The sequence below is a fragment of the Nocardioides sp. genome (assembly GCF_964229035.1).
Lineage (GTDB): Bacteria > Actinomycetota > Actinomycetes > Propionibacteriales > Nocardioidaceae > Nocardioides.
Window position 1 is genome coordinate 1 of sequence record NZ_CAXRAZ010000038.1, and the last position, 25,565, is coordinate 25,565.

Consider the following 25,565-nt stretch of genomic DNA (forward strand, 5'->3'; position numbering starts at 1 on the left):
CGCCTCAGCGTTCAGCGCGGCCGTGTGGTCCGCGATCCGCGCCGCCCGCCAGGGTGCCAACCGCCCCGCCACCACCGCCGCATACACACGCGGCAGGCGCCAGGCGCACTCCAGCACCCGCCCGACATGGTTCTTCGCCGAAGCCACCCCGCGACCCAACGCGGCAGCGAGCTCCACGACCGCGAACTCCGAGACCAACGGCGCACCCTCACCGGCCAGTCTGATGCCGGTGTCGAGCGAGGCCTCCACACCCACCGCATCAACCGGGCGGGCGTCGTGCAGGTTGGCCTCGGCCCACACCACCACCGCCTGCCACTCCCGCACCTCCGATACCTGCCGGATGGCCTGCTCACCACGGATCACCGCCAACGCAGCCCCCGTGTCGAGACCGTCGAAAGGCGGCGCCGGCCCGTCGTCCGGAGGAGGTTCACCTGGTCCGCTACCGATCCCGAGAGTCATACCAAGATGGTGGCAACCACCCCCGACACAATGACCCGAACCGAGCGGACCCTGTGCACAACCCGCACGACGGATCCCCGGCACCGCGAGGCACCTCACAGCCCGCCTGGACGAACCGTCAGGCGTTTTCGAGCTGCACGACGAGGTGCACCGACTGCTCGACGACCCCATCGAGCACCGCGCGCCGCGGGTCGGGGACGGCGAACCAATGACCGCCCGGACGCAGGTGGCTGAGCCGCGTGTCGTCGAGCACGTCGGCCACCGCAGCCCGGTCGCCGCCGGTCACCACCGGCAACTCCGGGACTCCCGCACCACCGCGGCCGAGCACGGTGACGGCGTGCTCGGCGGCGGCCTCGAAGGCCGCGCGGGCCTGGTTGTCACGGCGCCGCGCGAAGCGCTGCTGCGACTGACCGCCGGCCTTGGTGCGCCCCTGCACGTGGCGCTGCCCGACCTTCGAGGCCACGATCCGGGCGCCCTCCAGACGCGCGATCGCGAAGCCGCCGCGGCGCACCAGCAGCACGCCCCAGTGCTCGGGACGCGCGATGGCTGCCACCAGTCCCGCGCCGTCAGCCGCACCGTCGTAGCGGCCGCCGAAGGGCAGTCGAGCGGCGAAGCGCGACCCGTCGGCGGCGACACCGACGAGAGCGCCGCCGTCCACGCTGAGGGTGGGGGCGCCGTGGCGGCTCGCGAAGTTCTCCGACCAGCGTGCCCACCGCTCCCCCGGCACCAGGACGACGACCGGCTCGCTCATGACGCGAACCTATCGGCCGCAGGGGGCACCCACCCGCTGGCTACCGTCGATGGGGACGACCATCACCCACTCGGGAGGTTCTTCCAATGACCCGTCATGATCGCCGCCGCCGCGGCAGCCTCGTCCGCGGCCTCTCGCTCGCTGCCGCAGCCGTGGCCACCGGGGCGACCCTCCTCGCCCCGCCGAGCACCGCCGCACCCGCCGCCGCGACCACCATCGCGGGCAGCGCCTCCTCGAGCGCTGCCGACGCCGGATCGCGGGCTCCGAAGCCCTACCCGGCCTCGCTGCCGCTCCCGAACGGCTTCCAGCCGGAGGGCATCACGATCGCCCCGGGCGGCAAGGCGTACCTCGGATCCCGCGCCGACGGCGACATCTACCGCCTCGACCTGCGCACCGGCCGCGGCCGCGTGATCAGCCAGGGCCCCGGCACTCCGTCCGTCGGGCTCAAGACCGACGGACGCCGCCTGCTGTACGTGGCCGGCGGCACCGCCGGCACCGCGCGGGTCGTCGACCAGCGCACGGGGCGCGTCGTCCGCGACTTCGCCTTCAGCGCGGCGCCGTCGTTCGTCAACGACGTGATCCTGACCCGCACCTCGGCCTGGTTCACCGACTCCGCCCGCCCGCAGCTCTACCGCGTCAAGCGGGCCTCTGACGGTCGCCCGGCCACCTCGTTCACCACACTGCCGCTGCGCGGCGACTGGGTGCAGGGCGAGGGCAACAACGCCAACGGCATCACCACCACGCCCGACGGCCGAGCGCTGCTCGTGGTGAACTCCAGCAACGGGAACCTGTACCGGGTCAACCCCGCCACCGGCGTGGCCCGCACGGTCGACCTTCGCGGCGCCACCCTGACCAACGGCGACGGTCTGCTGCGCGAGGGGCGCACCCTCTTCGCGGTGCAGAACAGGCTGAACCGCATCGCCGTGCTGCGGCTGAACCGTGCGGGGACGGCGGCGACGCTGGTGCGCACGATCACCTCGCCGCGCTTCGACGTGCCGACCACGGTGGCGCGCTTCGGCGGTTCGCTCTACCTGCCGAACGCCCGCTTCACGACGCCGGCGACGCCGAGCACGACGTACGACGTCACCAAGGTGCGAGCAGGTCGCTGACGCCCGATCGGCGGGGCGGCCGGGGGTAGAGCAGGTCGATCCGCTCGACCACCCGGTCGCCCAGCACGTCGACAGCCCCGGTCGCCACGAGCGCCCGGGGCTCGTCGGCGCCGTCCAGCACGATGCCGAGCGTGCCGACGCACGGCAGGGCCTCGCCCGCGTAGTCCGACACGGCCACCTCGATCACGACCGAGCCCCGCTCCAGGAGCGCAGCCAAGCTCTCGTCGGCCTCACCACGCGAGAAGCCGAGCGACCAGGCCGGGGGCGGCACCGACTCGAGGGCCGACGGGCCGAACCAGCCCGGCATCCGCCCCAGCTTGGCATGACGCTTGGCGACCTCCCAGAAGGCCCGGACCCGCGGCTCGTCGGCGGGGCCGTCGGCCCCGGCAGGGCCGTCGAGGTCGGTCATCGGCGAGGGCTCAGACGTTGAAGCCGAGTGCGCGCAGCTGCTCGCGACCGTCGGGGGTGATCTTGTCGGGTCCCCACGGCGGCATCCAGACCCAGTTGATGGCCACGTCGTTGACGAGCCCCTCCAGCGCGGAGTTGGTCTGGTCGGTGATGACGTCGGTGAGCGGGCAGGCGGCCGAGGTCAGCGTCATGTCGAGCACGACGTTGGAGCCCTCGTCGACGTGGATGCCGTAGACCAGGCCGAGGTCGACGACGTTGATGCCGAGCTCGGGGTCGACGACGTCCTTCATCGCCTCCTCCACGTCGGCCAGCGCCACCGAGGACGACGCGTTGCTGCTCGCCGCGGCCAGGCCGCTCGCCTCGGGGACGTCGGGCAGGTCGCTGGTGTCGACCGCGTGGGTGTGGTCGTGGGTGTGCTCGCTCATCGGTTCTCTCCTCCTGCGGCGACCACCTGGGCCGTCGCGTCCTTCCATGCCATCCACGACAGCAGCGCGCACTTCACACGCGCGGGGAACTTGGCCACGCCGGCGAAGGCGATGCCGTCCTCCAGCACCTCCTCGTCGGGCTCCACCGCGCCCTTGCCCTGCATGAGGGTGAGGAACTCCTGGTGGACCGCGAGGGCGTCGTCCACGGGCTTGCCGACCACGAGGTCGTAGAGCACCGAGGCCGAGGCCTGCGAGATCGAGCAGCCGAGGGCGTCGTAGGAGACGTCGTCGACCACGGGACCCGCGTCGGTGGGTCGCAGGTGGACCCGGAGGGTCACCTCGTCACCGCAGGTCGGGTTGACGTGGTGCACCTCGGCGGTGCCGGCGTCGTCGGCGGTGCCGCGCAGGCCCTTGCCGTGGGGGTTCTTGTAGTGGTCCAGGATGATCTCCTGGTACAGGCTGTCGAGGTCCATCAGCCCACCTTGAAGTAGGAGCGGGTGTAGTGCAGGGCGTCCACGAGCGCGTCGATCTCGGCGGGCGTCGTGTAGAGGTAGGACGACATCCGCGTGGAGGACTGCACGCCGTAGCGGGCGTGGGCGGGCCGGGCGCAGTGGTGGCCGGCGCGCACCGCGATGCCGCGCACGTCGAGCACCTGGGCGATGTCGTGGGGGTGCACACCGTCGAGCTCGAAGGAGATCGCGCCGCCCCGGCCCTCGGCCGAGGTGGGGCCGAGGACCCGCAGCCCGGGCACCCCGGCCAGCCCCTCGAGGGCGTAGGCGGTGAGGGCGTGCTCGTGGTCGCGGATCCGGTCCAGGCCGACGTGGCGCAGGTAGTCGACCGCGGCCCCCAGGCCCACGGCCTCGACGATCGGCGGCGTCCCGGCCTCGAACTTGTGCGGGATGCCCGCGTAGGTCGAGGACTCCATCCGGACGGTCTCGATCATCTCGCCGCCGCCGAGGAACGGCGGGAGGTCCTCCAGCACTGCGCGCGAGCCCCACAGCACCCCGATGCCCGTGGGGCCGACGACCTTGTGGCCGGTGAAGACCAGCACGTCGGGCCGCTCGGCCGGCTCCATCGCCGCCAGGTCGATCGGGAGGTGGGGTGCGGCCTGCGAGGCGTCGACGACGACGAGCGCGCCGACCTCGTGGGCCCGTCGGGTGAGCTCGGCGACCGGGTTGATCGTCCCCAGCATGTTCGACACCCAGGTGAAGGCCACGACCTTCGTGCGCTCGGTGATGAGGTCGTCGATCGTCGACAGGTCGAGCTGACCGTCCTCGGTGAGACCGAACCACCGCAGCGTCGCGCCCGTGCGCTGGGTGAGCAGCTGCCACGGCACGATGTTGGAGTGGTGCTCCATCTCGGTGATGACGACCTCGTCGCCCGGACCGACCTGGCGCGGACCCGCCCAGGCCAGGGTGTTGGCCACGAGGTTGAGCGCCTCGGAGGCGTTCTTGGTGAAGATCACCTCGTCGCGCTCGGGCGCCCCGAGGAAGGCCGCGACCTGGTCGCGGCCGGCCTCGAACGCCTCGGTCGACTCCGCGCCCAGCTGGTGCATGGCGCGGGCGATGTTGGCGTTGTGACGCTCGAGGTGGTCGACCATCGCGTCGATCACCACCTGCGGCTTCTGCGAGGTGTTCGCGCTGTCGAGGTAGACCAGCGGCTGCCCGCCCGCGAGCGTGCGCTCGAGGATCGGGAAGTCCTTGCGGATCACCGCCAGCTCAGGCAGCAGGCCGTCCATCGGTGTTCCTCTTCTCGGTGGTGACGGGGGTGGGGCGGACGAGCGGGGTCCGTCAGGCGGAGCGGGCCGTCGAGCGACGACCACACCGCCCAGGGCTGCTCATCGCGTCGCTGGGGTGAAGCGCTCGTAGCCGTTGGCCTCGAGCTCGTCGGCGAGCTCGGGGCCGCCGGACTCCGCCACGCGGCCGTCGACGAAGACGTGCACGACGTCGGGCTTCACGTAGCGCAGGATGCGGGTGTAGTGGGTGATGAGCAGCAGACCCTTGCCGTCGCGACCGGCGTAGGCGTTGATGCCGTCGGAGACGACCTTGAGGGCGTCGATGTCGAGGCCGGAGTCGATCTCGTCGAGGATCGCGAACTTCGGGTCGAGCAGGTCGAGCTGGGCGATCTCGGCGCGCTTCTTCTCACCGCCGGAGAAGCCCTCGTTCACCGAGCGCGCGGAGAACGCGGGGTCGAGCTTCATCCGGTCCAGGGCGCCGTTGACGTCCTTGACCCAGGTGCGCAGCTTGGGGGCCTCGCCGTCGAGGGCGGTCTTGGCGGTGCGCAGGAAGTTGGCCATCGACACCCCGGGCACCTCGACCGGGTACTGCATGGCGAGGAAGAGGCCGGCGCGGGCGCGCTCGTCGACGCTCATCTCCAGCACGTTCTCGCCGTCGAGGAGCACCTCGCCGCCGGTGACGGTGTACTTGGGGTGCCCGGCGATCGAGTAGGCGGTGGTGGACTTGCCCGAGCCGTTGGGGCCCATGATCGCGTGGGTCTCACCGGACCGGATGGTCAGCGTGACGCCCTTGAGGATCTCCTTGGCACCGTCCTCGGTGTCGACGGAGACCTGGAGGTCCTTGATCTCAAGCGTGCTCATGCGGGGTTGACTCCGTTCAGGGTGGTCTCCACGTCGACGTACACATCGCCGTCACGGAGCTCGACAGGGAAGGTGGCGACCGCCTCGGTCGCCGGGAAGTTGGTGGGCTTGCCGGTGCGCAGGTCGAAGCGGGAGCCGTGCAGCCAGCACTCGATCTGGCAACCCGACACCTCGCCCTCGCTCAGCGCGACCGCCGCGTGGCTGCACAGGTCCTGCAGCGCGTAGACGTCGTCGCCGTCGCGGGCCAGCGCCACGGTGACGGACCCGAGGTCGACCGCGAGCCCCTCGTCGGAGGGGATGTCGGCCAGGGCGCAGGCGCGCGTGAAGCTCACGCGAGCTCCTTGAGCACGTTCTTGGCCAGCTCGGCCTCGACGGTGGCGCGCAGCTTCTCCTCGACCGACTCGATGCCGACACGGCGGATCAGGTCGTCGAAGAACCCGTGCACGACCAGGCGCTGGGCCTCCTTCTCGGAGATGCCGCGGGCGCGCAGGTAGAACAGCTGCTCGTCGTCGAAGCGGGCGGTGGCCGAGGCGTGGCCGGCCCCCTCGATCTCGCCGGTCTCGATCTCCAGGTTGGGCACGGAGTCGGCCTGGCAGCCGTCGGAGAGCACCAGGTTGCGGTTCTCCTCGTAGGTCTCGATGCCCTCGGCGACCTTGCGGATGAGCACGTTGCCGATCCACACCGTGTGCGCCTTCTCGCCCTGCAGCGCGCCCTTGTAGATGACGTTGCTGGAGGTCTTGGGGGCGTTGTGGTCGACGAAGAGCCGGTGCTCGATGTGCTGCCCGGCGTCGGCGAAGTAGAGCCCGAGACCCTCGAAGGAGCCGCCGGGGCCGGCGTAGGTGACGTTGGTGCTCGTGCGCACGACGTCGCCGCCGAAGGTGATCTCGACGTTGCGCACCGTGGCGTCGCGACCCACGGTGATGTTGACCTGCGCGGTGTGCACGGCGTCGTCGGCCCAGTCGTAGATCGAGATCAGGTCCAGCGAGGCCCCGTCCTCGACGACGACCTGCACGAGCTCGTTGTAGTGCGCCGAGCCGGCGTCCTCGACCACGAGCTGGGCGCGGGCGTGGCGACCGATGCGGATGACGGTGTGCTCCGCGACCCCGGCCTCGGTGCCGGTGCCGACCGCGCGCACGCGGATGGGCTCGGCGAGCTCGGTGTCGGCGGGCACCTCGAGCACGCCCACCTTCGGGGCGTGCTTGGCGGCCAGGGCGCCCAGGCGGTCCAGCGGGGGCAGCCCGGCGAGCGCCACGGCGTCGACGGCGTCCACCTCGCGCCACGTGGCACCCTCGGGCAGGTGCGCCTCCAGCTGGAGCTCACCGGTGGCGGCGACGTCGTCGAGCAGGCCGCCCAGTCGCTTGAGCGGGGTGAAGCGCCAGATCTCCTCGCGCCCGGTGGGGGCGGGGTGCTGGTCCAGCTCGTAGCTGGGGGCGCTGTGGAGGTGGCTCTCGACGCGATCGGGATCGGTCGTGGCGGGGTCCAGGGTGGGGGCGCTCACCCGACCGCCCCTTCCATCTGCAGCTCGATGAGCCGGTTGAGCTCCAGGGCGTACTCCATCGGGAGCTCCTTGGCGATCGGCTCGACGAAGCCGCGCACGATCATCGCCATGGCCTCGTCCTCCTCCATGCCGCGGGACATGAGGTAGAAGAGCTGGTCGTCGGAGACCTTGGAGACGCTGGCCTCGTGACCCATCGCGACGTCGTCCTCGCGGATGTCGACGTAGGGGTAGGTGTCGGAGCGGCTGATCTGGTCGACCAGCAGCGCGTCGCACAGCACGTTGGACTTGCTGCCGTGGGCGCCCTCGTTGACCTGGATCAGGCCGCGGTAGGAGGTGCGGCCACCGCCGCGCGCCACCGACTTGCTCAGGATCGAGGAGGAGGTGTGGGGGGCGGCGTGCACCATCTTGGCGCCGGCGTCCTGGTGCTGGCCCTCGCCGGCGAAGGCGATGGACAGGGTCTCACCCTTGGCGTGCTCGCCCATGAGGTAGACGGCCGGGTACTTCATGGTGACCTTGGAGCCGATGTTGCCGTCGACCCACTCCATCGTGGCGCCGGCCTCGCAGACCGCGCGCTTGGTGACGAGGTTGTAGACGTTGTTCGACCAGTTCTGGATGGTCGTGTAGCGGCAGCGGCCGCCCTTCTTCACGATGATCTCGACCACCGCGGAGTGCAGGGAGTCCGAGGAGTAGATCGGGGCGGTGCAGCCCTCGACGTAGTGCACGTAGGCGTCCTCGTCGACGATGATCAGCGTCCGCTCGAACTGACCCATGTTCTCGGTGTTGATCCGGAAGTAGGCCTGCAGCGGGATGTCGACGTGCACGCCCTTGGGGACGTAGATGAACGACCCGCCCGACCACACGGCGGTGTTGAGCGCGGCGAACTTGTTGTCGCCCACCGGGATCACGGTGCCGAAGTACTCCTGGAACAGCTCGGGCTGCTCCTTCAGCGCGGTGTCGGTGTCGAGGAACAGCACGCCCTGGGCCTCGAGGTCCTCGCGGATGGAGTGGTAGACGACCTCGGACTCGTACTGCGCGGCGACACCGGCGACCAGGCGCTGCTTCTCCGCCTCCGGGATGCCGAGCTTGTCGTAGGTGTTCTTGATGTCCTCGGGCAGGTCCTCCCAGCTCTGGGCCTGCTTCTCCGAGGACCGCACGAAGTACTTGATGTTGTCGAAGTCGATGCCCGAGAGGTCCGAGCCCCAGGTGGGCATGGGCTTGCGACCGAAGAGCTTGAGGCCCTTCAGGCGCAGGTCGAGCATCCAGTCCGGCTCGCTCTTCTTCGACGAGATGTCGCGCACGACGGCCTCGTTCAGACCGCGCTGGGCCTCGGCACCGGCGACGTCGGGGTCGGCCCAGCCGAACTCGTAGCGCCCGATGCCCTTGAGCTCGGGGTTGAGGTCCTCGATGGAGGTCATGGAGCGACCTTCTCCTTCTTCGTGGTGGACGACGATCGCGTGGCCGCGACCGGGGGCAGGCCGCTGGCGCGACCGGGATCGGGGATGCAGGTGGTGCACACGCCGTCGCCGTGGGCGATGGTCGCGAGCCGCTGCACGTGGGTGTCGAGCACCCGGCTGATCGCGGCCGTCTCGGCCTCGCACAGCTGGGGGAACTCGTGGGCGACGTGGGACACCGGGCAGTGCTGCTGGCACAGCTGGTCGCCCACCGGCGACTCGCGTACGGCCGCGGCGTAGCCCTGGTCGGTGAAGACCCGCGCCAGCACCTCGGCCGGGCGCAGGTCGGGGTGGGCGTCGGCGACCTCGGCGAACCGCTCCTCCACGAACGCCACGCGACGCTCGGCGAAGAGCCGCACGGCCTCCTCCCCGCCGGTCTCGGCGAGGAACCGCAGCGCCTGGACCGCGAGGTCGTCGTACTGCTGCTCGAAGCGCTGGCGGCCGGCGTCGGTGAGGGCGAAGACCTTCGCGGGGCGACCACGGCCGCGACTCCCGCGCGAGGCCGGGTCGCGGGCCTCCAACGCGCTCTCGGCCACGAGCTGGTCGAGGTGGCGCCGCACGGCGGCGGGGGTGAGGTCGAGCTGCTCGGCGAGCGAGGCCGCGGTGGAGGGGCCGTTGACCAGGATCGCGCGGACGACGCGCTGGCGCGTCGACTCGTCGCTTCCCGGGGCCATTTCCACAACACCAGTGTGCCGTTAATGGATCGGGGGCTTCAAGGAAGGGTCACCTAACCCGCCTGCACCGCCCCGTCGACCGCTCCGGACACGCATCGTCGCAGGTCAGTGGGGGTGGCGTGCTCACCCCCGACGTCCGGTCACAGGCCGGCGAGCGCCCGCAGCTCGGCCAGGATCTCCGGCAGCCGGTGGAGCAGGGAGAGGTGCCCCTCCTCCGGGGTGAGATGCACCCGGGCGTGCGGGATCAGCGCGGCGAGCCGCTCCGCGTGCGCGAGCGGCACCATGCGGTCCAGCAGTCCCTGCCAGATCGCGACGGGCACCGCGATGTCGGAGGGGTCGAAGCCCCACTCCGCGACGAACGCGAGGTCGTCGTGCAGCCACCCGGAGACGCCGGCCGCGACGGCGTGTCGGAAGGTCGCCGCCAGCTCCTCGGCCAGCTCTCCGGTCAGCGCCGCCCGGTCGACCTCGGGCAGCAGGTCGCCCATCGAGGTCACGACGTCGGCGCCGGTGAGCCCGAGGAAGCCGGGCCGCCACTCCTCCAGCAGCGCCCGCAGCGCCTCCTCGCCCCGGAACGCCGCGCCGAACTCGACCAGGTTCTCCTCCCCCATCCCGGCCAGGAAGTCGCCCGGGAACCCGACGTGCGGCGCCACGCCCACCCCGGAGGTGGCCGCCCGGCACCGGGGCGCGGCCAGCGCCGCGCACGCGAGGGCATGCGGACCGCCGCCCGACCAGCCGAGGGTCACGAACTCCCCGATCCCGAGGTGGTCGAGCACCGCGAGGGTGTCGGCGACGCCGTCGGCCACCGGTCGGGGCGCGGGCGCCGGCGTCGACCGGCCGTAACCGGGCCGGGAGAACGACACGGTCCGCAGACCGGTGGCGACGGCGGCGTCGTCGAGCAGCGTGAACGGGTGGGCCGCCTGCGGGGTGCCGTGGTGGTGGACGAGCACCGGCGCGTCGGGGTCGGCGACACCCCCGAGGAGCACCTCCAGGCTCCGACCGTCGGGACACGTCACGACCAGCGGCTCCGCCATGTCCGCGAGCCTGCCCCACCGCCACCGGGACCGCCACCCCCGCGTCCGGCCCCTTCCCGCCGGGGCGCTCGGCTGCCACGATCGGCCCGTGCCCGCTCCCGCCGCCCCGACCGTGCGTCCCGCGCCCCCGCTCACCACGCGCGGGCTGCCCTGGCACCGGCCGGTCGACGACGCCGTGGCCGAGATCGCCGCCGCCCGGCGCGAGTGCGGCGACACCTTCGCGCTCGTGGCCGACGCCGAGCGCTACCTGTTCACCTTCTCCCCCGTCGGCGTCGCCTCCTTCTACGCCCTGCGCGAGGAGGAGGCCAGCAAGGGCGTGGCGGACTGGTCGATGCTGCGGCGCAAGCTGCCCGACCGGATCTTCGCCGACCGCCGGACCCTGCCCGGCACCCTGTTCCGCCGTGACGACGTCGCCGGCTACCTCACCGCGCTCGAGGCGGCGCTGGACCACACCGAGGCCGAGCTCGAGGGCGCCGGCACCGTGGACGCCTTCGCGCTGACGCGGCGTCTGGGGCACCGGCTCGGGCTGGCGTGCTGGGCCGGGGAGGCCGCGACCCGCGGGGCGGTGTTCGACCGGCTGGTCGCGTGTTTCGACGCCCTCGACGGCGCCGACGCGTTCGTGCATCCCGACGCCATGGCGGCCGTCGCGGCGTCGGGACGGGCGGCGGAGGAGGCGGCGCTGGAGGAGATCGTCGACCTCGTGGCCGGGCTGCCCGTGCCCGCCGACGGGCGGGCCGGGCTGTTCGGGCGGATCCGCGGCGCGTGGGACGACGCCGAGCCCACTGCGCGACGCACCGGCGTCGGGCTCGACGTCGCCCTGCTGCACGTCGCCTCGATGTCGAACCTGCACGCGGCGCTCGGGTGGGCGCTGGTGGACCTGCTCGAGCACCCCGACGAGGCGGCCCGGGTCGCGCCCGGCGACGCCGGCCTGGCGGCACGGGCCGCCCTCGAGTCGACCCGGCTCGCCCAGCGCTCGATCATGGCCCGCACGGTGCTCGCCCCGATCGAGCTGGACGACGGCACGACCCGCTGGCAGGTGCCGCCCGGGTGGACCGTCGCCACCCTGCTGCCCCTGCTCGCCGACGGCCTGCCCGCCGACCAGGCGGCCGAGCTCGCCGCCTGGCGGCCGCAGCGCTGGGACCGTCACCGCGTGGCTTCCCCCACGCTCGCGGACCCGCAGCTGGTGACCGCGTTCGGTCACGGCCGCCACACCTGCCCGGCCCAGCCGTTCGCCCTCACCGCGATGGCGACGTCGCTGGTCCGCCTGCTCGGCGCCCACGACCTGGAGCCCGGCTGGACGGCGCGGCCGCGCCCGGTGCCCGCCCAGATCGGCGGGGTGGCCCGCACCCTCGACGCCGCGCCGATCCACCACCGGCACCGCTGACCGGCGTGCGGGTGGCGCCCGCCTCAGTCCGGGCGTGTGGTGCGCAGCCAGGCCAGGCCGAGGAACGGCAGCAGCAGCGGCAGGAAGCCGTAGCCCTGCCCGAAGTGCGACCACACGGTCTTGTCCGGGAACAGCGCGGTGTCGACGTAGGAGAGCGTGCCGATCACCAGCACCCCGGCCAGCTCGATGCCGCACGCCACGACCGCCACGCGCCAGGCCCGCAGCCCGCCGAGCAGCAGACACGTCGTGGCCACCAGGTAGAGCACCGCGGCCACCGTCGAGAGGGTGTAGGCGAACGGCGCCCGGCCCGGATCGGTGCCCAGCTGCAGCAGTGACCGGCCCGTGGCGGCCACCGCGAACAGCCCGTAGGTGAACACGAGCACCCGTCCCGGTCCCGAGGAGAGGGTGGCGGGGCCGCGGGCCGGCTCGACGGCGCCCATCAGGCGTTCCAGACCTGGTCGAGGCGCAGCTCCAGGCCCATCACGGTGAGCACCGCGACCCCCAGGAGCACCGTGCCCCAGCGGGTGCGCTCGGCCAGGGTCAGGAACGCACCCACCGGCAGCGCGAGCGCGACCGTGACGAGGTAGGACACGAACACCGTGCCCTCGATGTCGCGCTCCAGCCCGGCCAGTCGCACGCACCCCACGACCAGCTGCACCAGCAGCAGCACCTCGTAGGCGGCGAGCAGGGCGAAGGTGCGGTCCTGCGGCTCCTCGTCGCGCACGATCGCGACGCCGAGCACCACCAGCGTCACCGCGCCGAGGGCGAGGACCGCCCAGGTCAGGACATCGATCACCGTGCCAACCTAGTGCGTCGTGCGGGGCCGTCCCCCGCCCCCGAGGGGTGGGGGTCCTCACAGGTCCGCGGCCGCCCCGTCGTCCGTCGGGGTGTCCGGCGCTCCCTACACTGAGGAAGTGACCTCCTCACCTGCGGTCCTCGTCGAGGGCCTGGTGATGCGCTACGGCGCGAAGACGGCCGTGGACGGCCTCTCCTTCGACGTCCCCGCCCACACCATCACCGCGGTGCTCGGGCCCAACGGCGCCGGCAAGACCACCACCCTCGAGACCTGCGAGGGCTACCGACGCGCCCAGGCCGGCACGGTCCGCGTGCTCGGGCTGGACCCCGTGGCCCAGCGCCGCGAGCTGCTGCCGCGGATCGGGGTGATGCTGCAGAGCGGCGGCGCGTGGAGCGGGGTGCGGGCGGTGGAGATGCTGCGCCACGTCGCGAAGCTGCACGCCCACCCGCTGCCGGTCGACGCCCTCGTCGAGCGGCTCGGGCTGGCCGAGTGCGGCCGCACCCCCTACCGCCGGCTCTCCGGCGGGCAGCAGCAGCGCCTCGGGCTGGCGATGGCACTGGTCGGCCGACCGGAGCTGGTCTTCGTCGACGAGCCGACCGCGGGCCTGGACCCGGCCGTGCGCCGCACCGTGTGGGAGCTGCTCGAGGAGCTGCGCGCCGATGGCGTGACCGTCGTCCTCACGACCCACTACCTGGACGAGGCCGAGCGGCTCGCCGACCGGGTGCACATCGTCGACCACGGCCGGCTCGTGGCCTCGGGCACGCCGCTGGAACTCACCCGTGGCGGCACCGTGGCCACCATCCGCCTCGTCGTCACCCAGCCCTTCCCGCCGGGGGCCCCCGAGTCGCTGGCCCACGCGCTCGGCGTCGGCGTCCAGGTCACCCAGCTCGACGCGCTGTCGATGGTGATCGCCGGTCCCGCCGACCCCGGCACCCTCGGCACGGTCTCGCGCTGGTGCGAGGAGCAGGGCGTCCTGCCCGAGTCGCTCGTGCTCGGCCAGCGCAACCTCGAGGACGTCTTCCTCGACCTCACCGGAGGCACCCGATGACCAGCGAGCTCACCGCCCCGGCCGGCACCGGCACCTTCGCGCCCCGGCCCGGGAGCGCCCCCCGCCTGCGCCAGGTGCTCGCCCAGGCCTCGATGGAGTCGCGTCTGCTGCTGCGCAACGGCGAGCAGCTGCTCATCGCCGTCGTCATCCCGGTGATCGTGCTCGTCGGCGGTGTGCGCGGCGCCGAACGGGTGGACCTGTCCTACGACGTCGACACGTTCACCCCCGGCGTGCTCGCGCTGGCGGTCATGTCGACCTCGTTCACCTCCCTGGCGATCGCGACCGGGTTCGAGCGCCGCTACGGCGTGATCAAGCGACTCGGCGCGTCCCCGCTCTCGCGCACCGGGCTGCTGGCCGGCAAGGTGCTCGCGCTGCTCGGGGTGCAGGTCCTGCAGATCCTCGTGGTGGGCACGGTCGGCCTGCTGCTGGGCTGGGACCCCGACGTGTCCGTGCTCGGCGCGCTGCTGGCGCTCGCGGCCGGCACCTCCGCGTTCGCCTCGCTGGGCCTGGCCCTCGCCGGCTCCCTGCGCGCCGAGGCCACCCTCGCCGCGGCCAACCTGGTCTACCTGCTGCTCATGGCCGGCGGCGCCGTCGTGCTGCCCGCCACCGCCTACGGCGGCTTCGGCGACGTCGTGCAGTGGCTGCCCTCGGGCGCGCTCGGCGAGGCGATGCGGGCCGCCCTGGGCGCCGGGGACCTGCCGTGGCGCGACCTGTTCGTCCTGTTCGGCTGGGCCGGCATCGGCACCGCCATCACCGCCCGCACCTTCTCCTGGGAGTGACACGTCACATGCGTGAGGCCCTGACCCCGTCCCGCTCCGTCCGGATCCTCGCGTGGGCGAGCATCGTGGCGAACATCGGCATCGTCGTCACCGGCGGCGCGGTGCGGCTCACCGGCTCCGGGCTCGGCTGTCCCACGTGGCCGCGCTGCACCGAGGACAGCTTCACCCCCCACGGCGAGCTGCAGTTCCACAGCGCCATCGAGTTCGGCAACCGGATGCTGACCTTCGTGCTCACCGCCGTCGCGGTCGCGACGTTCGTGGCGGCCTGGCGCACCGGGCGCCGCGACCTGCGCCGCCTCGCGCTGATCCTCGCACTGGGAGTCCCGTTCCAGGCCGTGATCGGCGGCATCACGGTGCTCACCGACCTCAACCCGTGGATCGTCTCGCTGCACCTGATGCTCTCGATGGGGATGATCGGCGTCGCCGTGCTCTTCCTGCACCGACTCGACCATCCGGGCGCCACCTGGCGCCGCGGCCCCCTGCCCGGGCTGGCCTGGACGACGCTCGGCGTCGGCTGGGTCGTGCTCTACATCGGCACCGTCGTGACCGGCAGCGGCCCCCACGCGGGCGACGAGAACGCCCCCCGCAACGGCCTCGACCCGGCGGCGATGAGCCAGCTGCACGCCGACGTGGTATTCCTGTTGGTCGGGCTCTCGATCGGGCTGGTCTTCGCCACCGTCCTGGTCGGCGACCGGCGGGCGCGCTCGGCCGCGCTCGTGCTGCTCGGTGTCGAGCTCGGCCAGGGCGTCATCGGGTTCGTGCAGTACTACACCGACCTGCCCGAGGCCCTGGTCGCCGCCCACCTGCTCGGCGCAGCCGTCCTCTCCGCCGTCCTCACCCGGGCCGTCCTGGTGGTCGCGCTGCCGCCCGACCCGACGCTCCCCGGTCTCACCGAGGAGCGCGACACCCGCCCCGAGGCCCTCACGCACTGACCGCGCGGCCGCCGACGTCCCTCGCTGGGCCCGCCGTGGTCGCCGGGGTGATGTCGCAACTAACCGCGAGCTCAGAAGAGCAGCGGGTCCAGGGCGACGGCGACGAAGAGCAGCGAGAGGTAGAGGTTGGAGTGGTGGAACAGCCGCATCGGCTGGATGATCGAGAGGTCCTCGGTGCCACGGGCCCGGCGCCACATGAGCACGGCCTCGCGGACGAAGACGGCGCCGAGCACCAGGGCCACCGCGGGGTAGACCCAGCCGGTGGAGGCGACGGGCCACAGCGCCAGCGAGGTCGCGACCATCACCAGGCTGTAGAGCACGATCTGGCGACCGACCTCGGCAGCCGGCTTGACCACCGGCAGCATCGGGACGTCGACGTTGGCGTAGTCCTCGCGGTAGCGCAGGGCCAGCGCCCAGGTGTGCGGCGGGGTCCAGAAGAACACCACGAGGAACAGCACGACCGGGGTCCAGGCGAGCTCGCCGGTGACGGCCGTCCAGCCGATCAGGGCCGGGAAGCAGCCGGCGAGGCCGCCCCACACGATGTTCTGCGTGGTGCGGCGCTTGAGCAGCATCGTGTAGCCGAAGACGTAGAAGGCGTTGGCGCCGACCGACAGCGCGGCCGACAGCGGGTTCACCCAGACCGCCAGCACGACGGTGGAGACCACGCCCAGGACGGTGGCGAACACCAGCGCGGCGCCGGGGGTGACGACGTGGCGCGGGAGGGCCCGACGACGCGTGCGGCGCATCTGCTCGTCGATGTCGCGGTCGTAGACGCAGTTGTAGGCCGAGGCCGAGCCGGCGGACAGCGCGCCGCCGACGACGGTGGCGAGCACCAGCCCGAGGCCGGGCACCCCGCGCTCGGCGAAGAACATGACGGGCACGGTGGTGAGCAGCAGCAGCTCGATCACCCGGGGCTTGGTGAGCCCGACGTAGGCCGCGACGACGTCGCGCACACGGGTGGGGTCCGGCGTCGGCGCAGGCTGCGGAGAGCCCTCGTGCGCGACGGGACGTGACTCACCGACGTAGGTCACCTGGGTCCTCGCCCTTCATCGTTCCCCGCGGTGGCGTGCCCACGGCGGGAGTCGGTGTGAGTCTACCGCTCGGAACCGATACGGTCGGGGTGAGCCCGCGGTTCGAGGGGTGTGACCCTGCACTCGTCGTGCCACCACCACTACGGCGCCCCCGAAGGAGCCTCGTGAGCACCACCCCCTCCCTGGACTGGACCCCGCTGGACGAGCGGGCGGTCGACACCGCCCGCGTGCTGGCGATGGACGCCGTGCAGAAGGTCGGCAACGGCCACCCCGGCACGGCGATGAGCCTGGCCCCCGCGGCCTACCTGCTGTTCCAGAAGGTGATGCGCCACGACCCCGCGGACCCCGCCTGGATCGCCCGCGACCGCTTCGTGCTGTCCTGCGGCCACTCCAGCATCACTCTCTACACTCAGCTGTTCCTCGGCGGTTTCGGCCTGGAGCTGGCCGACCTCGAGGCGCTGCGCACCTGGGGCAGCCTGACCCCGGGCCACCCCGAGTACGGCCACACCGCGGGCGTCGAGGTCACCACCGGCCCGCTGGGCCAGGGCGTCGCCAACGCCGTCGGCATGGCGATGGCCGCCCGCCGCGTGCACGGCCTGCTCGACCCCGACACCGCCGAGGGCGAGTCGCTGTTCGACCACCACGTCTACGTCCTGTGCTCCGACGGCGACCTGCAGGAGGGCGTGAGCGGCGAGGCCTCCTCGATCGCCGGCACCCAGCAGCTCGGCAACCTCACGGTCATCTACGACCGCAACAAGATCTCCATCGAGGGCGACACCGACATCGCCTTCACCGAGGACGTCGGCGCCCGCTACGAGGCCTACGGCTGGCACGTGCAGTACGTCGACTGGACCCACGGCGGCACCACCTACCGCGAGGACGTGCCGGCGCTGTACGACGCCGTCCGCGCGGCCGGCGAGGTCACCGACCGGCCCTCGCTCATCGTGCTCGACACGATCATCGCCTGGCCTGCGCCCAACGCGCAGGGCACCGAGGCCGCCCACGGCAGCGCCCTGGGCGCCGAGGAGGTGGCGGCCACCAAGAAGGTGCTCGGCTTCGACCCCGAGCGGCACTTCGAGGTGCCCGAGGACGTGCTGGCCCACACCCGTGCGCTGCGCGAGCGGGGCGCCGCCGCGGGCGCCGCCTGGGACGAGCGCTACCGGGCCTGGGCGGACGCCCACCCCGACAAGGAGCGGCTGCTGCACCGGCTGAAGTCCGGCGAGCTGCCCGAGGGCGCCGCCGAGGCGCTGCCGACCTTCGCGGCCGACGCCAAGGGCGTGGCCACGCGCTCGGCGTCGGGCAAGGTCATCAACGCCCTCGCCCCGCTGATGCCCGAGCTCTGGGGCGGCTCGGCCGACCTCGCCGGGTCGAACAACACCACGATCAGCGGCGTGCCGTCGGTCGGCCCGGTGGCCCGCACGACCCACGACTGGACCACCGACCCCCTCCAGGGCCGCGTGCTGCACTTCGGCATCCGCGAGCACGCCATGGGCGCGATCATGAACGGCATCGCGGTCACCGGCCTGACCCGGGTCTTCGGCGGCACGTTCATGACCTTCTCCGACTACATGCGCGGAGCCGTGCGCGTCGCGGCCCTGATGCAGGTGCCGGTCACCTACGTCTGGACCCACGACTCCATCGGTCTGGGCGAGGACGGCCCCACCCACCAGCCGGTCGAGCACCTCGCCGCGCTGCGCGCCATGCCCGGCCTGGACGTCATCCGCCCCGCCGACGCCAACGAGACCGCGGCGGCCTGGCTCACCCTGCTCCAGCACACCGACCGGCCGGCCGCGCTCGCGCTGACCCGCCAGAACGTGCCGGTCTTCCCGCGCGGTGAGGACGGCTTCGCCGGCACCGACGACGTCGCCCGCGGCGCCTACGTGCTGCTCGACACCGAGGGCACCCCCGACGTCGTGCTCATCGCCACCGGCTCGGAGGTGCAGCTGGCCGTCGAGGCGCGTGAGCGTCTCGCCGCCTACGGCGTCGCCGCCCGCGTGGTCTCGATGCCGTGCCAGGAGTGGTTCGAGGCCCAGGACGCCGCCTACCGCGAGCAGGTGCTGCCGCCGGCCGTGCGGGCCCGGGTCTCGGTCGAGGCCGGGGTGCGCCAGGGCTGGCGCGAGTACGTCGGCGACGCCGGTCGCATCGTCTCGATCGACCACTTCGGCGGGTCGGCCGACTACGCCCGGCTCTACACCGAGTTCGGGATCACCACCGACGCCGTCGTCGCGGCCGCCCACGAGTCCCTCGCCGCCGCCGGAACGGCCCGAGCCTGATCCCCGCCGCCGCACCCGGCAGCGCCCACCACCGGACCACCCCGACCGGGCCGGTCCGATCGATCCCCGCCGATCCAGGAGGACCCCATGACCGATCGACTCAAGGCGCTCGCCGACGCGGGCGTGTCCATCTGGCTCGACGACCTGTCGCGTGAGCGGCTCGAGACGGGCAACCTGGCCGACCTCGTGGCGCACAGCTCGGTCGTCGGCGTCACCACCAACCCCACGATCTTCGCCGGCGCGATCGCGGACGGGGAGCGCTACGACGCCCAGGTGCGCGAGCTCGTGGCCGACGGCGCCGACGTCGACCGGGTGATCTTCGACCTCACCACCACCGACGTGCGCGACGCCTGCGACGTGCTCGCCCCGGTGGCGGCGCGCACCGCCGAGGACGGCCGGGTCTCGATCGAGGTCGAGCCGACCCTGGCCCACGACACCGAGGCCACCATCGCCTCGGCGCAGCGGCTCTGGGCGGCGGTGGACCGGCCCAACGCGCTCATCAAGATCCCCGCGACGCCGGCGGGCCTGCCGGCGATCACCGCCGTCATCGCCGCCGGGATCAGCGTCAACGTCACGCTGATCTTCTCCGTGGAGCGCTACCGCGCGGTGATGGACGCCTACCTCACCGGCCTGGAGCAGGCGCAGGCGGCCGGCACCGACCTGTCCACGATCTGCTCGGTGGCCTCGTTCTTCGTCTCCCGCGTCGACACCGAGATCGACACGCGCCTGGAGGCCATCGGCACCGACGAGGCGCTCGCGCTGCGCGGGAAGGCGGCCGTGGCCAACGCCCGGCTCGCCTACGCGGCGTTCGAGGAGGTGCACCGCTCCGAGCGCTGGCAGGCGCTGGCGGCGGCGGGCGCACACGCCCAGCGCCCGCTGTGGGCCTCCACCGGGGTCAAGAACCCCGACTACCCCGACACCCTCTACGTCACCGACCTCGTCGTGGCCGACACCGTCAACACCATGCCGGAGAAGACGCTGCAGGCGATGGCCGACCACGGCGAGGTGCGCGGCGACCAGGTCACCGGCCGCGGCACGGAGGCCCAGGAGGTCTTCGACGCGCTCGCCGCGGTCGGCGTCGACCTCGACGACGTCTTCGCCGGTCTCGAGACCGAGGGCGTGGACAAGTTCCAGGTGTCGTGGACCGAGCTGGTCGCCACCGTCCAGGCGCAGATGGACAAGGCCGAGGGCTGAGTCGTGGGAGCGGCTCCGGTCGACCCGACGACGACGCCGGCCTGGGCCCGGCTCACCGCACTGGCCGAGGCCTTCCGGCCCGACCTGCGCCGCGCGCTGGCCGACCCCGACTGGGTGGCGCGGTCCACCCTCACGGCGGCCGACCTGCACGTCGACCTGGCCAAGAACCTGGTGACCCCCGAGGTCTGGGAGGCGTTGCGCGAGCTCGCCGACCAGGTCGGCCTCCCGGCGCGCCGGGAGGCGATGTTCGCCGGTGAGCGGGTCAACGTCACCGAGGACCGTGCCGTGCTGCACACCGCGCTGCGGCTGCCGGCCGACGCCGAGCTGGTCGTGGAGGGCCGCGACGTCGTGGCCGGGGTGCACGAGGTGCTGGCCCGGGTCTACGACTTCGCCCGTCGCGTGCGCGAGGGCGCGTGGACCGGCGCCACCGGCGAACGCATCCGCACGGTGGTGAACATCGGCATCGGCGGGTCCGACCTGGGGCCGGTGATGGCCTACGAGGCCCTCGAGCCGTTCCGCGGCGACGGCCCGGAGTGCCGGTTCCTCAGCAACATCGACCCCACCGACGCCGCCACCACGCTCGCCGGGCTCGACCCGGCGACGACGTTGTTCATCGTCTCCTCCAAGACCTTCGGCACCCTGGAGACCCTCACCAACGCCCGGCTGTGCCGTCGCTGGCTGCTGGACGGCCTGCCCCCCGAGGTGCGCGACGACGCCGTCGCCCAGCACTTCGTCGCGGTCTCGACCGCCCTGGACAAGGTGCGCGAGTTCGGGATCGACCCGGCCAACGCCTTCGGCTTCTGGGACTGGGTCGGCGGACGCTACTCCCTGGACTCCGCGATCGGCACCTCGCTGGTCCTGGCGATCGGACCGGAGCACTTCGCCGAGATGCTGGCCGGCTTCCACGCGATCGACGAGCACTTCCGCCACGAGCCGGCCGAGGGCAACGTGCCGCTCCTCATGGGCCTGCTCAACGTCTGGTACACCAACTTCCTGGGCGCCCAGAGCCACGCCGTACTGCCCTACGCGCAGCTGCTGCACCGCTTCCCGGCCTACCTGCAGCAGCTCACGATGGAGTCCAACGGCAAGGGCGTGCGCTGGGACGGCACACCGGTCACCACCGACACCGGCGAGGTCTTCTGGGGCGAGCCCGGCACCAACGGCCAGCACGCGTTCTACCAGCTGATCCACCAGGGCACCCGGCTCGTGCCGGCCGACTTCATCGCGGTCGCGACGCCCGCGCACCCGCTGCGCGACGGCGACACCGACGTGCACGAGCTGTTCCTGGCCAACTTCCTCGCCCAGACCCGCGCCCTGGCGCTGGGCAGGACGGCCGAGGAGGTGCGGGCCGAGGGCGTGGCGGAGGCGATCGTCCCGGCCCGGGTGTTCCCCGGCAACCGGCCCAGCACCTCGATCATGGCGCCCGCGCTGACGCCGGGGGTGCTGGGGCAGCTCGTCGCGCTCTACGAGCACATCACCTTCACCCAGGGCGTGGTGTGGGGCATCGACAGCTTCGACCAGTGGGGGGTGGAGCTCGGCAAGCAGCTCGCCACCGAGGTGGGCCCCGCGATCGGCGGCGACGACACCGCGCTGGCGACCCAGGACCTCTCCACGCAGGCCCTCATCGCCTACTACCGGGCCCACCGGGCTCCCGACACGCGCGGGGACGCGCGATGAGCCGGGCCGGCACGCCCGCCAACCCGCTGCGGGATCCGCGCGACCTTCGCCTGCCGCGCATCGCCCCGCCGTGCGGCCTCGTGCTCTTCGGCGTCACCGGCGACCTCGCCGCCCACAAGGTGATGCCGGCGATCTACGACCTCGCCTCCCGCGGGCTGCTGCCCCCGGGGTTCAGCCTGGTCGGCTTCGCCCGCCGCGACTGGGACCTCGCGGCGTTCACCGAGGTCGTGCGCGACTCGGTCGAGGCGCACGCCCGCACCCCGTTCCGCGAGGACGTGTGGCGCCAGCTCGCCGAGGGCCTGCGCTTCGTCTCCGGCAGCTTCGACGACGACGCCGCCTTCGAGCGGCTGCGCGAGACCCTGGCCGAGCTCGACGAGGAGCGCGGGACCGGGGGCAACCACGCCTTCTACCTCGCCATCCCGCCCTCGCAGTTCGCGGCCGTGGCCGACCAGCTGCAGGCCCGCGGCCTCGCGAGCGCGCCCGACGGCGGGTGGCGCCGGGTCGTGGTCGAGAAGCCGTTCGGGCACGACCTGGCCTCGGCGCGGGAGCTGAACGCGGTCCTCGACGAGGTCTTCCCCCGGGGTTCGGTGTTCCGCATCGACCACTACCGCGGCAAGGAGACGGTGCAGAACATCCTGGCGATCCGGTTCGCCAACACGCTGTTCGAGCCGTTGTGGAACAACCACTACGTCGACCACGTGCAGATCACGATGGCCGAGGACATCGGCATCGGCAGCCGCGCCGGCTACTACGACGGCATCGGCGCCGCGCGCGACGTCATCCAGAACCACCTGCTCCAGTTGCTGGCGCTGGTGGCGATGGAGGAGCCGACGTCCTTCGAGGCCGACGCGCTGGTCACCGAGAAGGTCAAGGCGCTGTCGTCGGTGGTGCTCCCGCCGCGGCTCGACCTCGCCACCGCGCGCGGCCAGTACGCCGCGGGCTGGGCGGGCGGCCACCCGGTGGCCGGCTTCCACGAGGAGGAGGGCATCCCCGCCTCCTCGACGACCGAGACCTACGCCGCGATCACGCTCGGGGTCGACACCCGCCGCTGGGCGGGGGTGCCGTTCTACCTGCGCACCGGCAAGCGGTTGGCGCGGCGGGTCACCGAGATCGCCCTGGTCTTCAAGCGGGCTCCGCACCTGCCCTTCGCCCCGACGATGACCCAGGAGCTGGGTCAGAACGCGCTGGTCATCCGGGTCCAGCCCGACGAGGGCATGACGGTGCGCTTCGGGTCGAAGGTCCCCGGAGCGGCCATGGAGATCCGTGACGTCTCGATGGACTTCGCCTACGGCGGCTCGTTCAACGAGGAGAGCCCCGAGGCCTACGAACGGCTCATCCTCGACGTCCTGCTCGGCGATCCCCCGCTGTTCCCGCGTCACGAGGAGGTCGAGCTGTCCTGGCGGATCCTCGACCCGGTGCTGGCGGCCTGGGCGCGCCAGGACGCCGCGGGCCGCGGCCCGCAGCCCTACGCCTCCGGCGGCTGGGGTCCGGAGTCCGCCGACGCCCTGCTCGCCCGCACCGACCGCGCCTGGAGACGACCGTGAGCACTCCCGCCGGGACCACCACCTCCCGCCTCACCGCGCTGGACGACACCTCCGCCGCAGCGATCGCCTCCGCGCTGCGCGCCGCGCGCAAGGAGGCCGGCAGCCCGGCGATGGGCATGGTCCTGACGCTGGTCGTCGTGGTGCCGGAGGCCGATGCCGAGCGTGCACTGGAGTGCGCGCGGCGCGCCTCGCTGGCCCACCCCGCCCGGGTGCTGGCGATCGTCGAGGGCGCCCGGCGCGGGCACGGCCGGGTCGACGCGCGGGTCGGCGTCGGCGACGGCTGGTCGGGGGAGATCGCGATCCTCACCCTCCACGGCGAGGTGGTCGACCACGCCGACTCCCTGGTGCTGCCGCTGCTGCTGCCCGACTCTCCCGTGGCGGTCTGGTGGCCCACCCGCACCCCCGAGGATCCGGCGAGCGACCCCGTCGGCCGGCTCGCGGGGCGCCGGATCACCGACGTGCTCGCCGCACCGCGCGGTCGCCGCACGCTCCTGGAGCGGGTCGCCACCCACTACGCCCCGGGCAACACCGACCTCTCCTGGGCCCGGATCACCTCGTGGCGGGCGGTGCTGGCCGCGGCGCTCGACCAGGCACCCGGCGCGGTGCGGGGCGGCCACGTCGTCGCCGAGCGGGTCTCCCCCGGCGCCGACCTGCTCGTGGCCTGGCTGTCCGCCCGGCTCGGGGTGGAGATCGACCGGCGCACGTCGTCCGGACCCGGTGTCACCGAGGTGTGCCTCGACACCGCGTCCGGTCCCCTGGTGCTGGCCCGCACCGACGGCCGCCTGGCCACCCTCACCATCCCGGGGCGCGGCGAGCGCCGGCTCGCGCTCCCCCGGCGCGAGGTGCCCGACCTGCTGATGGAGGAGCTGCGGCGACTCGACGAGGACGAGATCTTCGCCGAGGTCTCGGCGCGGATCGCCGACGACGCGGGCGGTGCGGCGTGAGCGCGCCCGAGGTGGTGCGCGAGGTGCACGCCGACGCCGACGCCGTCGCGCAGGCCGCCGCCCAGGCGCTGCTGGCCCTGCTCACCACCCGGCTCGCCGAGCCGGGCGAGGCCCACGTGGTGCTCACCGGCGGCGGCGTCGCCGACCGCACCCACCGTGCGGTCGCCGCGCTGCTGCACGACGGCGACGCCCGCGCGCGCGACCTGCCCTGGCACCGGGTGGTGTTCTGGTGGGGGGACGAGCGGCATGTGGCGGCCGACTCCCCCGACCGCAACGCGCGCCAGGCGCAGGAGGCCCTGCTCCACCTGCTGCCGGAGTCGGTGCAGCACCCCATGCCGAGCACCGACGACGAGCCCGACCTCGACGCCGCCGCCGCCTCGTACGCCGAGGTGGTCGCCACCCGGGCGCCGACCGAGTTCGACCTGGTCATGCTCGGGGTGGGCCCCGACGCCCACATCGCCTCGCTGTTCCCCGGACGGGCGGGGGTCGGTGTGAGCGACGGCGCCGTCATCGCCGTGCCCGACTCGCCCAAGCCGCCGCCGGCCCGGGTGAGCCTCACCCTGCCGCGCCTGTGCGCCGCCACCGAGGTCTGGCTGCTGGCGGCCGGCGCCGAGAAGGCCGAGGCGGTGGCCGCCGCGGCCGACGACACCCGCGCGGTCGACGACGTACCCGCCGGGGGCGTGCACGGACGTCGGCGGACCCGCTGGTTCCTCGACGCCGCCGCCGCCGGCACGGCCTGACCCGCCCGTCGGCCCGACCGGCCAGGAGACGCCGAACGGCCCCGGACCGGGGTCCGGGGCCGTTCGAGGACGCGCAGCGAGGCGCTCAGAAGATGATCTCGCCCGACTTCCGGCGCGAGCGGAGCAGCTGGATCGCCTCGTCGAGGATGAGCTCGGCCTCCTGGTCGGAGCGACGCTCCTTCACGTAGGCGAGGTGGGTCTTGTAGGGCTCGATCTTCGGCGGCGGCGGCGGGTTGTCGGAGTCCAGCGACGCCGGCAGGCCGCACTTGGGGCAGTCCCACGACTCCGGCACCTGCGCCTCGATGGAGAACGTGATGACCGACCGGTGCTCGTGGGAGCAGAAGTAGGTGACGGCTTGGCGCGGCGCGGCTTCGCCGCGCTCGGCCTCGCCCATGGGACCCGCGCCGACGCGGCTCCCTCGGATGGCGTTTCCTCCACCGGGCATGGTGGTGACTCCTTGGGGGTGAGGGGTGGGGAGCGGGGAGCGCCTGCGGGGACAGGCGGTGGAACGTGGGTGGGGGCGACCGCCGGATCGACGGTGATCCGACGGCCACGACGCGGGGGGCCGAGCCCCCCGCCGGGTCAGTTGGCCTTGAGCAGCCCGAGCGCGATCACCGCGGCGAACCAGATCATGCCGGTGCCGATGGTGAAGCGGTCGAGGTTGCGCTCGGCGACCGAGGAGCCGCCCAGAGAGCTGGACACCCCGCCACCGAACATGTCCGACAGGCCGCCGCCGCGACCCTTGTGCAGCAGCACGAGGAGGATCATCAGCAGGCTGGTGATCATGAGCAGGATGGTGAGGAACAGTTCCACGGTTGCGA

Annotated in this window: 27 protein-coding genes and 1 pseudogene; 11 read left to right on the top strand and 17 right to left on the bottom strand. The window is 73.1% G+C overall.

What is annotated here, in order from left to right:
* Positions 1 to 459: pseudogene (locus ACERUN_RS12290) on the bottom strand (hypothetical protein); the annotation flags it as partial.
* 118 nt (positions 460 to 577) lie between these two features.
* On the bottom strand, positions 578 to 1,210 hold the full coding sequence (locus ACERUN_RS12295) for an acVLRF1 family peptidyl-tRNA hydrolase (protein WP_370290278.1): 633 nt from the start codon (positions 1,208 to 1,210) through the stop codon (positions 578 to 580).
* An 86-nt stretch (positions 1,211 to 1,296) separates the two neighbouring features.
* Between ACERUN_RS12295 and ACERUN_RS12300 the strand changes: the two genes are divergently transcribed.
* Complete coding sequence (locus tag ACERUN_RS12300; protein WP_370290280.1) at positions 1,297 to 2,319, top strand: SMP-30/gluconolactonase/LRE family protein; 1,023 nt, start codon at positions 1,297 to 1,299, stop codon at positions 2,317 to 2,319.
* Here the strand turns inward: ACERUN_RS12300 and ACERUN_RS12305 are convergent.
* From ACERUN_RS12305 to ACERUN_RS12350, 10 genes are all read right to left on the bottom strand, one after another.
* The gene (locus tag ACERUN_RS12305) at positions 2,294 to 2,728 is read right to left on the bottom strand and encodes a hypothetical protein (RefSeq protein WP_370290282.1); all 435 of its coding nucleotides are present in this window, start codon (positions 2,726 to 2,728) and stop codon (positions 2,294 to 2,296) included. The two genes, ACERUN_RS12300 and ACERUN_RS12305, sit on opposite strands and share 26 nt — an antisense overlap.
* Before the next feature lie 10 nt (positions 2,729 to 2,738).
* Positions 2,739 to 3,152 (bottom strand): metal-sulfur cluster assembly factor, encoded by a 414-nt coding sequence (locus ACERUN_RS12310; protein ID WP_370290283.1) that lies wholly within the window; start codon positions 3,150 to 3,152, stop codon positions 2,739 to 2,741.
* Positions 3,149 to 3,625 (bottom strand): Fe-S cluster assembly sulfur transfer protein SufU, encoded by a 477-nt coding sequence (gene sufU / locus ACERUN_RS12315; protein WP_370290284.1) that lies wholly within the window; start codon positions 3,623 to 3,625, stop codon positions 3,149 to 3,151. The genes ACERUN_RS12310 and sufU overlap by 4 nt, the downstream gene beginning before the upstream one ends.
* Positions 3,625 to 4,890, bottom strand: coding sequence for a cysteine desulfurase (locus tag ACERUN_RS12320; protein WP_370290285.1), 1,266 nt, complete (start codon positions 4,888 to 4,890; stop codon positions 3,625 to 3,627). The genes sufU and ACERUN_RS12320 overlap by 1 nt, the downstream gene beginning before the upstream one ends.
* Positions 4,891 to 4,989: 99 nt before the next feature.
* Complete coding sequence (gene sufC, locus ACERUN_RS12325) at positions 4,990 to 5,748, bottom strand: Fe-S cluster assembly ATPase SufC (RefSeq protein WP_370290286.1); 759 nt, start codon at positions 5,746 to 5,748, stop codon at positions 4,990 to 4,992.
* Positions 5,745 to 6,080 (bottom strand): non-heme iron oxygenase ferredoxin subunit, encoded by a 336-nt coding sequence (locus ACERUN_RS12330; RefSeq protein ID WP_370290287.1) that lies wholly within the window; start codon positions 6,078 to 6,080, stop codon positions 5,745 to 5,747. The genes sufC and ACERUN_RS12330 overlap by 4 nt, the downstream gene beginning before the upstream one ends.
* Entirely contained in the window at positions 6,077 to 7,246 is a 1,170-nt protein-coding gene (gene sufD / locus ACERUN_RS12335; protein ID WP_370290288.1) for a Fe-S cluster assembly protein SufD, read from the bottom strand. The genes ACERUN_RS12330 and sufD overlap by 4 nt, the downstream gene beginning before the upstream one ends.
* A complete protein-coding gene (sufB, locus tag ACERUN_RS12340; protein WP_370290289.1) occupies positions 7,243 to 8,661 on the bottom strand; it encodes a Fe-S cluster assembly protein SufB in 1,419 nt (472 codons plus the stop codon). Before sufB ends, sufD begins: the two co-directional genes overlap by 4 nt.
* Positions 8,658 to 9,371, bottom strand: a complete 714-nt coding sequence (locus tag ACERUN_RS12345; protein WP_370290290.1) for a helix-turn-helix transcriptional regulator — start codon at positions 9,369 to 9,371, stop codon at positions 8,658 to 8,660. Before ACERUN_RS12345 ends, sufB begins: the two co-directional genes overlap by 4 nt.
* A 140-nt stretch (positions 9,372 to 9,511) precedes the next feature.
* On the bottom strand, positions 9,512 to 10,402 hold the full coding sequence (locus ACERUN_RS12350; RefSeq protein WP_370290291.1) for an alpha/beta fold hydrolase: 891 nt from the start codon (positions 10,400 to 10,402) through the stop codon (positions 9,512 to 9,514).
* 88 nt (positions 10,403 to 10,490) lie between these two features.
* Between ACERUN_RS12350 and ACERUN_RS12355 the strand changes: the two genes are divergently transcribed.
* A complete protein-coding gene (locus ACERUN_RS12355; RefSeq protein WP_370290292.1) occupies positions 10,491 to 11,786 on the top strand; it encodes a hypothetical protein in 1,296 nt (431 codons plus the stop codon).
* A 23-nt stretch (positions 11,787 to 11,809) separates the two neighbouring features.
* On the opposite strand, the gene ACERUN_RS12360 is transcribed toward ACERUN_RS12355, so the two are convergent.
* Positions 11,810 to 12,226: a hypothetical protein gene (locus tag ACERUN_RS12360; protein ID WP_370290293.1), complete on the bottom strand. Its 417-nt coding sequence runs from the start codon at positions 12,224 to 12,226 to the stop codon at positions 11,810 to 11,812.
* On the bottom strand, positions 12,226 to 12,582 hold the full coding sequence (locus ACERUN_RS12365; protein ID WP_370290294.1) for a hypothetical protein: 357 nt from the start codon (positions 12,580 to 12,582) through the stop codon (positions 12,226 to 12,228). The genes ACERUN_RS12360 and ACERUN_RS12365 overlap by 1 nt, the downstream gene beginning before the upstream one ends.
* A gap of 118 nt (positions 12,583 to 12,700) precedes the next feature.
* Here ACERUN_RS12365 and ACERUN_RS12370 point away from each other — a divergent pair, with 118 nt between their 5' ends.
* The 3 genes from ACERUN_RS12370 to ACERUN_RS12380 are packed head-to-tail and all read left to right on the top strand — an operon-like array spanning position 12,701 to position 15,341.
* Positions 12,701 to 13,630: an ABC transporter ATP-binding protein gene (locus tag ACERUN_RS12370; RefSeq protein ID WP_370290295.1), complete on the top strand. Its 930-nt coding sequence runs from the start codon at positions 12,701 to 12,703 to the stop codon at positions 13,628 to 13,630.
* Positions 13,627 to 14,409, top strand: a complete 783-nt coding sequence (locus ACERUN_RS12375; RefSeq protein ID WP_370290296.1) for an ABC transporter permease — start codon at positions 13,627 to 13,629, stop codon at positions 14,407 to 14,409. Before ACERUN_RS12370 ends, ACERUN_RS12375 begins: the two co-directional genes overlap by 4 nt.
* A gap of 8 nt (positions 14,410 to 14,417) precedes the next feature.
* Positions 14,418 to 15,341 (top strand): heme A synthase, encoded by a 924-nt coding sequence (locus ACERUN_RS12380; RefSeq protein WP_370290297.1) that lies wholly within the window; start codon positions 14,418 to 14,420, stop codon positions 15,339 to 15,341.
* 71 nt (positions 15,342 to 15,412) lie between these two features.
* On the opposite strand, the gene ACERUN_RS12385 is transcribed toward ACERUN_RS12380, so the two are convergent.
* Positions 15,413 to 16,372 carry a heme o synthase gene (locus tag ACERUN_RS12385; protein ID WP_370290298.1) on the bottom strand — a complete coding sequence of 320 codons (960 nt, stop codon included), beginning with the start codon at positions 16,370 to 16,372 and terminating at the stop codon, positions 15,413 to 15,415.
* A 236-nt stretch (positions 16,373 to 16,608) separates the two neighbouring features.
* Between ACERUN_RS12385 and tkt the strand changes: the two genes are divergently transcribed.
* The 6 genes from tkt to pgl all read left to right on the top strand — a co-directional run bounded on the left by tkt (position 16,609) and on the right by pgl (position 24,744).
* A complete protein-coding gene (gene tkt / locus ACERUN_RS12390) occupies positions 16,609 to 18,645 on the top strand; it encodes a transketolase (RefSeq protein WP_370290369.1) in 2,037 nt (678 codons plus the stop codon).
* An 87-nt stretch (positions 18,646 to 18,732) separates the two neighbouring features.
* On the top strand, positions 18,733 to 19,839 hold the full coding sequence (gene tal / locus ACERUN_RS12395) for a transaldolase (protein ID WP_370290299.1): 1,107 nt from the start codon (positions 18,733 to 18,735) through the stop codon (positions 19,837 to 19,839).
* Between the two features lie 3 nt (positions 19,840 to 19,842).
* On the top strand, positions 19,843 to 21,516 hold the full coding sequence (gene pgi / locus ACERUN_RS12400; protein ID WP_370290300.1) for a glucose-6-phosphate isomerase: 1,674 nt from the start codon (positions 19,843 to 19,845) through the stop codon (positions 21,514 to 21,516).
* The gene (gene zwf, locus ACERUN_RS12405) at positions 21,513 to 23,060 is read left to right on the top strand and encodes a glucose-6-phosphate dehydrogenase (RefSeq protein ID WP_370290301.1); all 1,548 of its coding nucleotides are present in this window, start codon (positions 21,513 to 21,515) and stop codon (positions 23,058 to 23,060) included. The genes pgi and zwf overlap by 4 nt, the downstream gene beginning before the upstream one ends.
* Positions 23,057 to 24,004, top strand: a complete 948-nt coding sequence (locus ACERUN_RS12410; protein WP_370290302.1) for a glucose-6-phosphate dehydrogenase assembly protein OpcA — start codon at positions 23,057 to 23,059, stop codon at positions 24,002 to 24,004. The genes zwf and ACERUN_RS12410 overlap by 4 nt, the downstream gene beginning before the upstream one ends.
* Positions 24,001 to 24,744, top strand: a complete 744-nt coding sequence (gene pgl, locus ACERUN_RS12415; RefSeq protein WP_370290303.1) for a 6-phosphogluconolactonase — start codon at positions 24,001 to 24,003, stop codon at positions 24,742 to 24,744. Before ACERUN_RS12410 ends, pgl begins: the two co-directional genes overlap by 4 nt.
* An 85-nt stretch (positions 24,745 to 24,829) precedes the next feature.
* Here the strand turns inward: pgl and ACERUN_RS12420 are convergent, their stop codons facing one another.
* Both ACERUN_RS12420 and secG read right to left on the bottom strand, forming a co-directional pair.
* The gene (locus tag ACERUN_RS12420) at positions 24,830 to 25,189 is read right to left on the bottom strand and encodes an RNA polymerase-binding protein RbpA (RefSeq protein WP_370290304.1); all 360 of its coding nucleotides are present in this window, start codon (positions 25,187 to 25,189) and stop codon (positions 24,830 to 24,832) included.
* 137 nt (positions 25,190 to 25,326) lie between these two features.
* The gene (secG, locus tag ACERUN_RS12425; protein ID WP_370290305.1) at positions 25,327 to 25,557 is read right to left on the bottom strand and encodes a preprotein translocase subunit SecG; all 231 of its coding nucleotides are present in this window, start codon (positions 25,555 to 25,557) and stop codon (positions 25,327 to 25,329) included.
* Positions 25,558 to 25,565 lie beyond the last annotated feature (8 nt).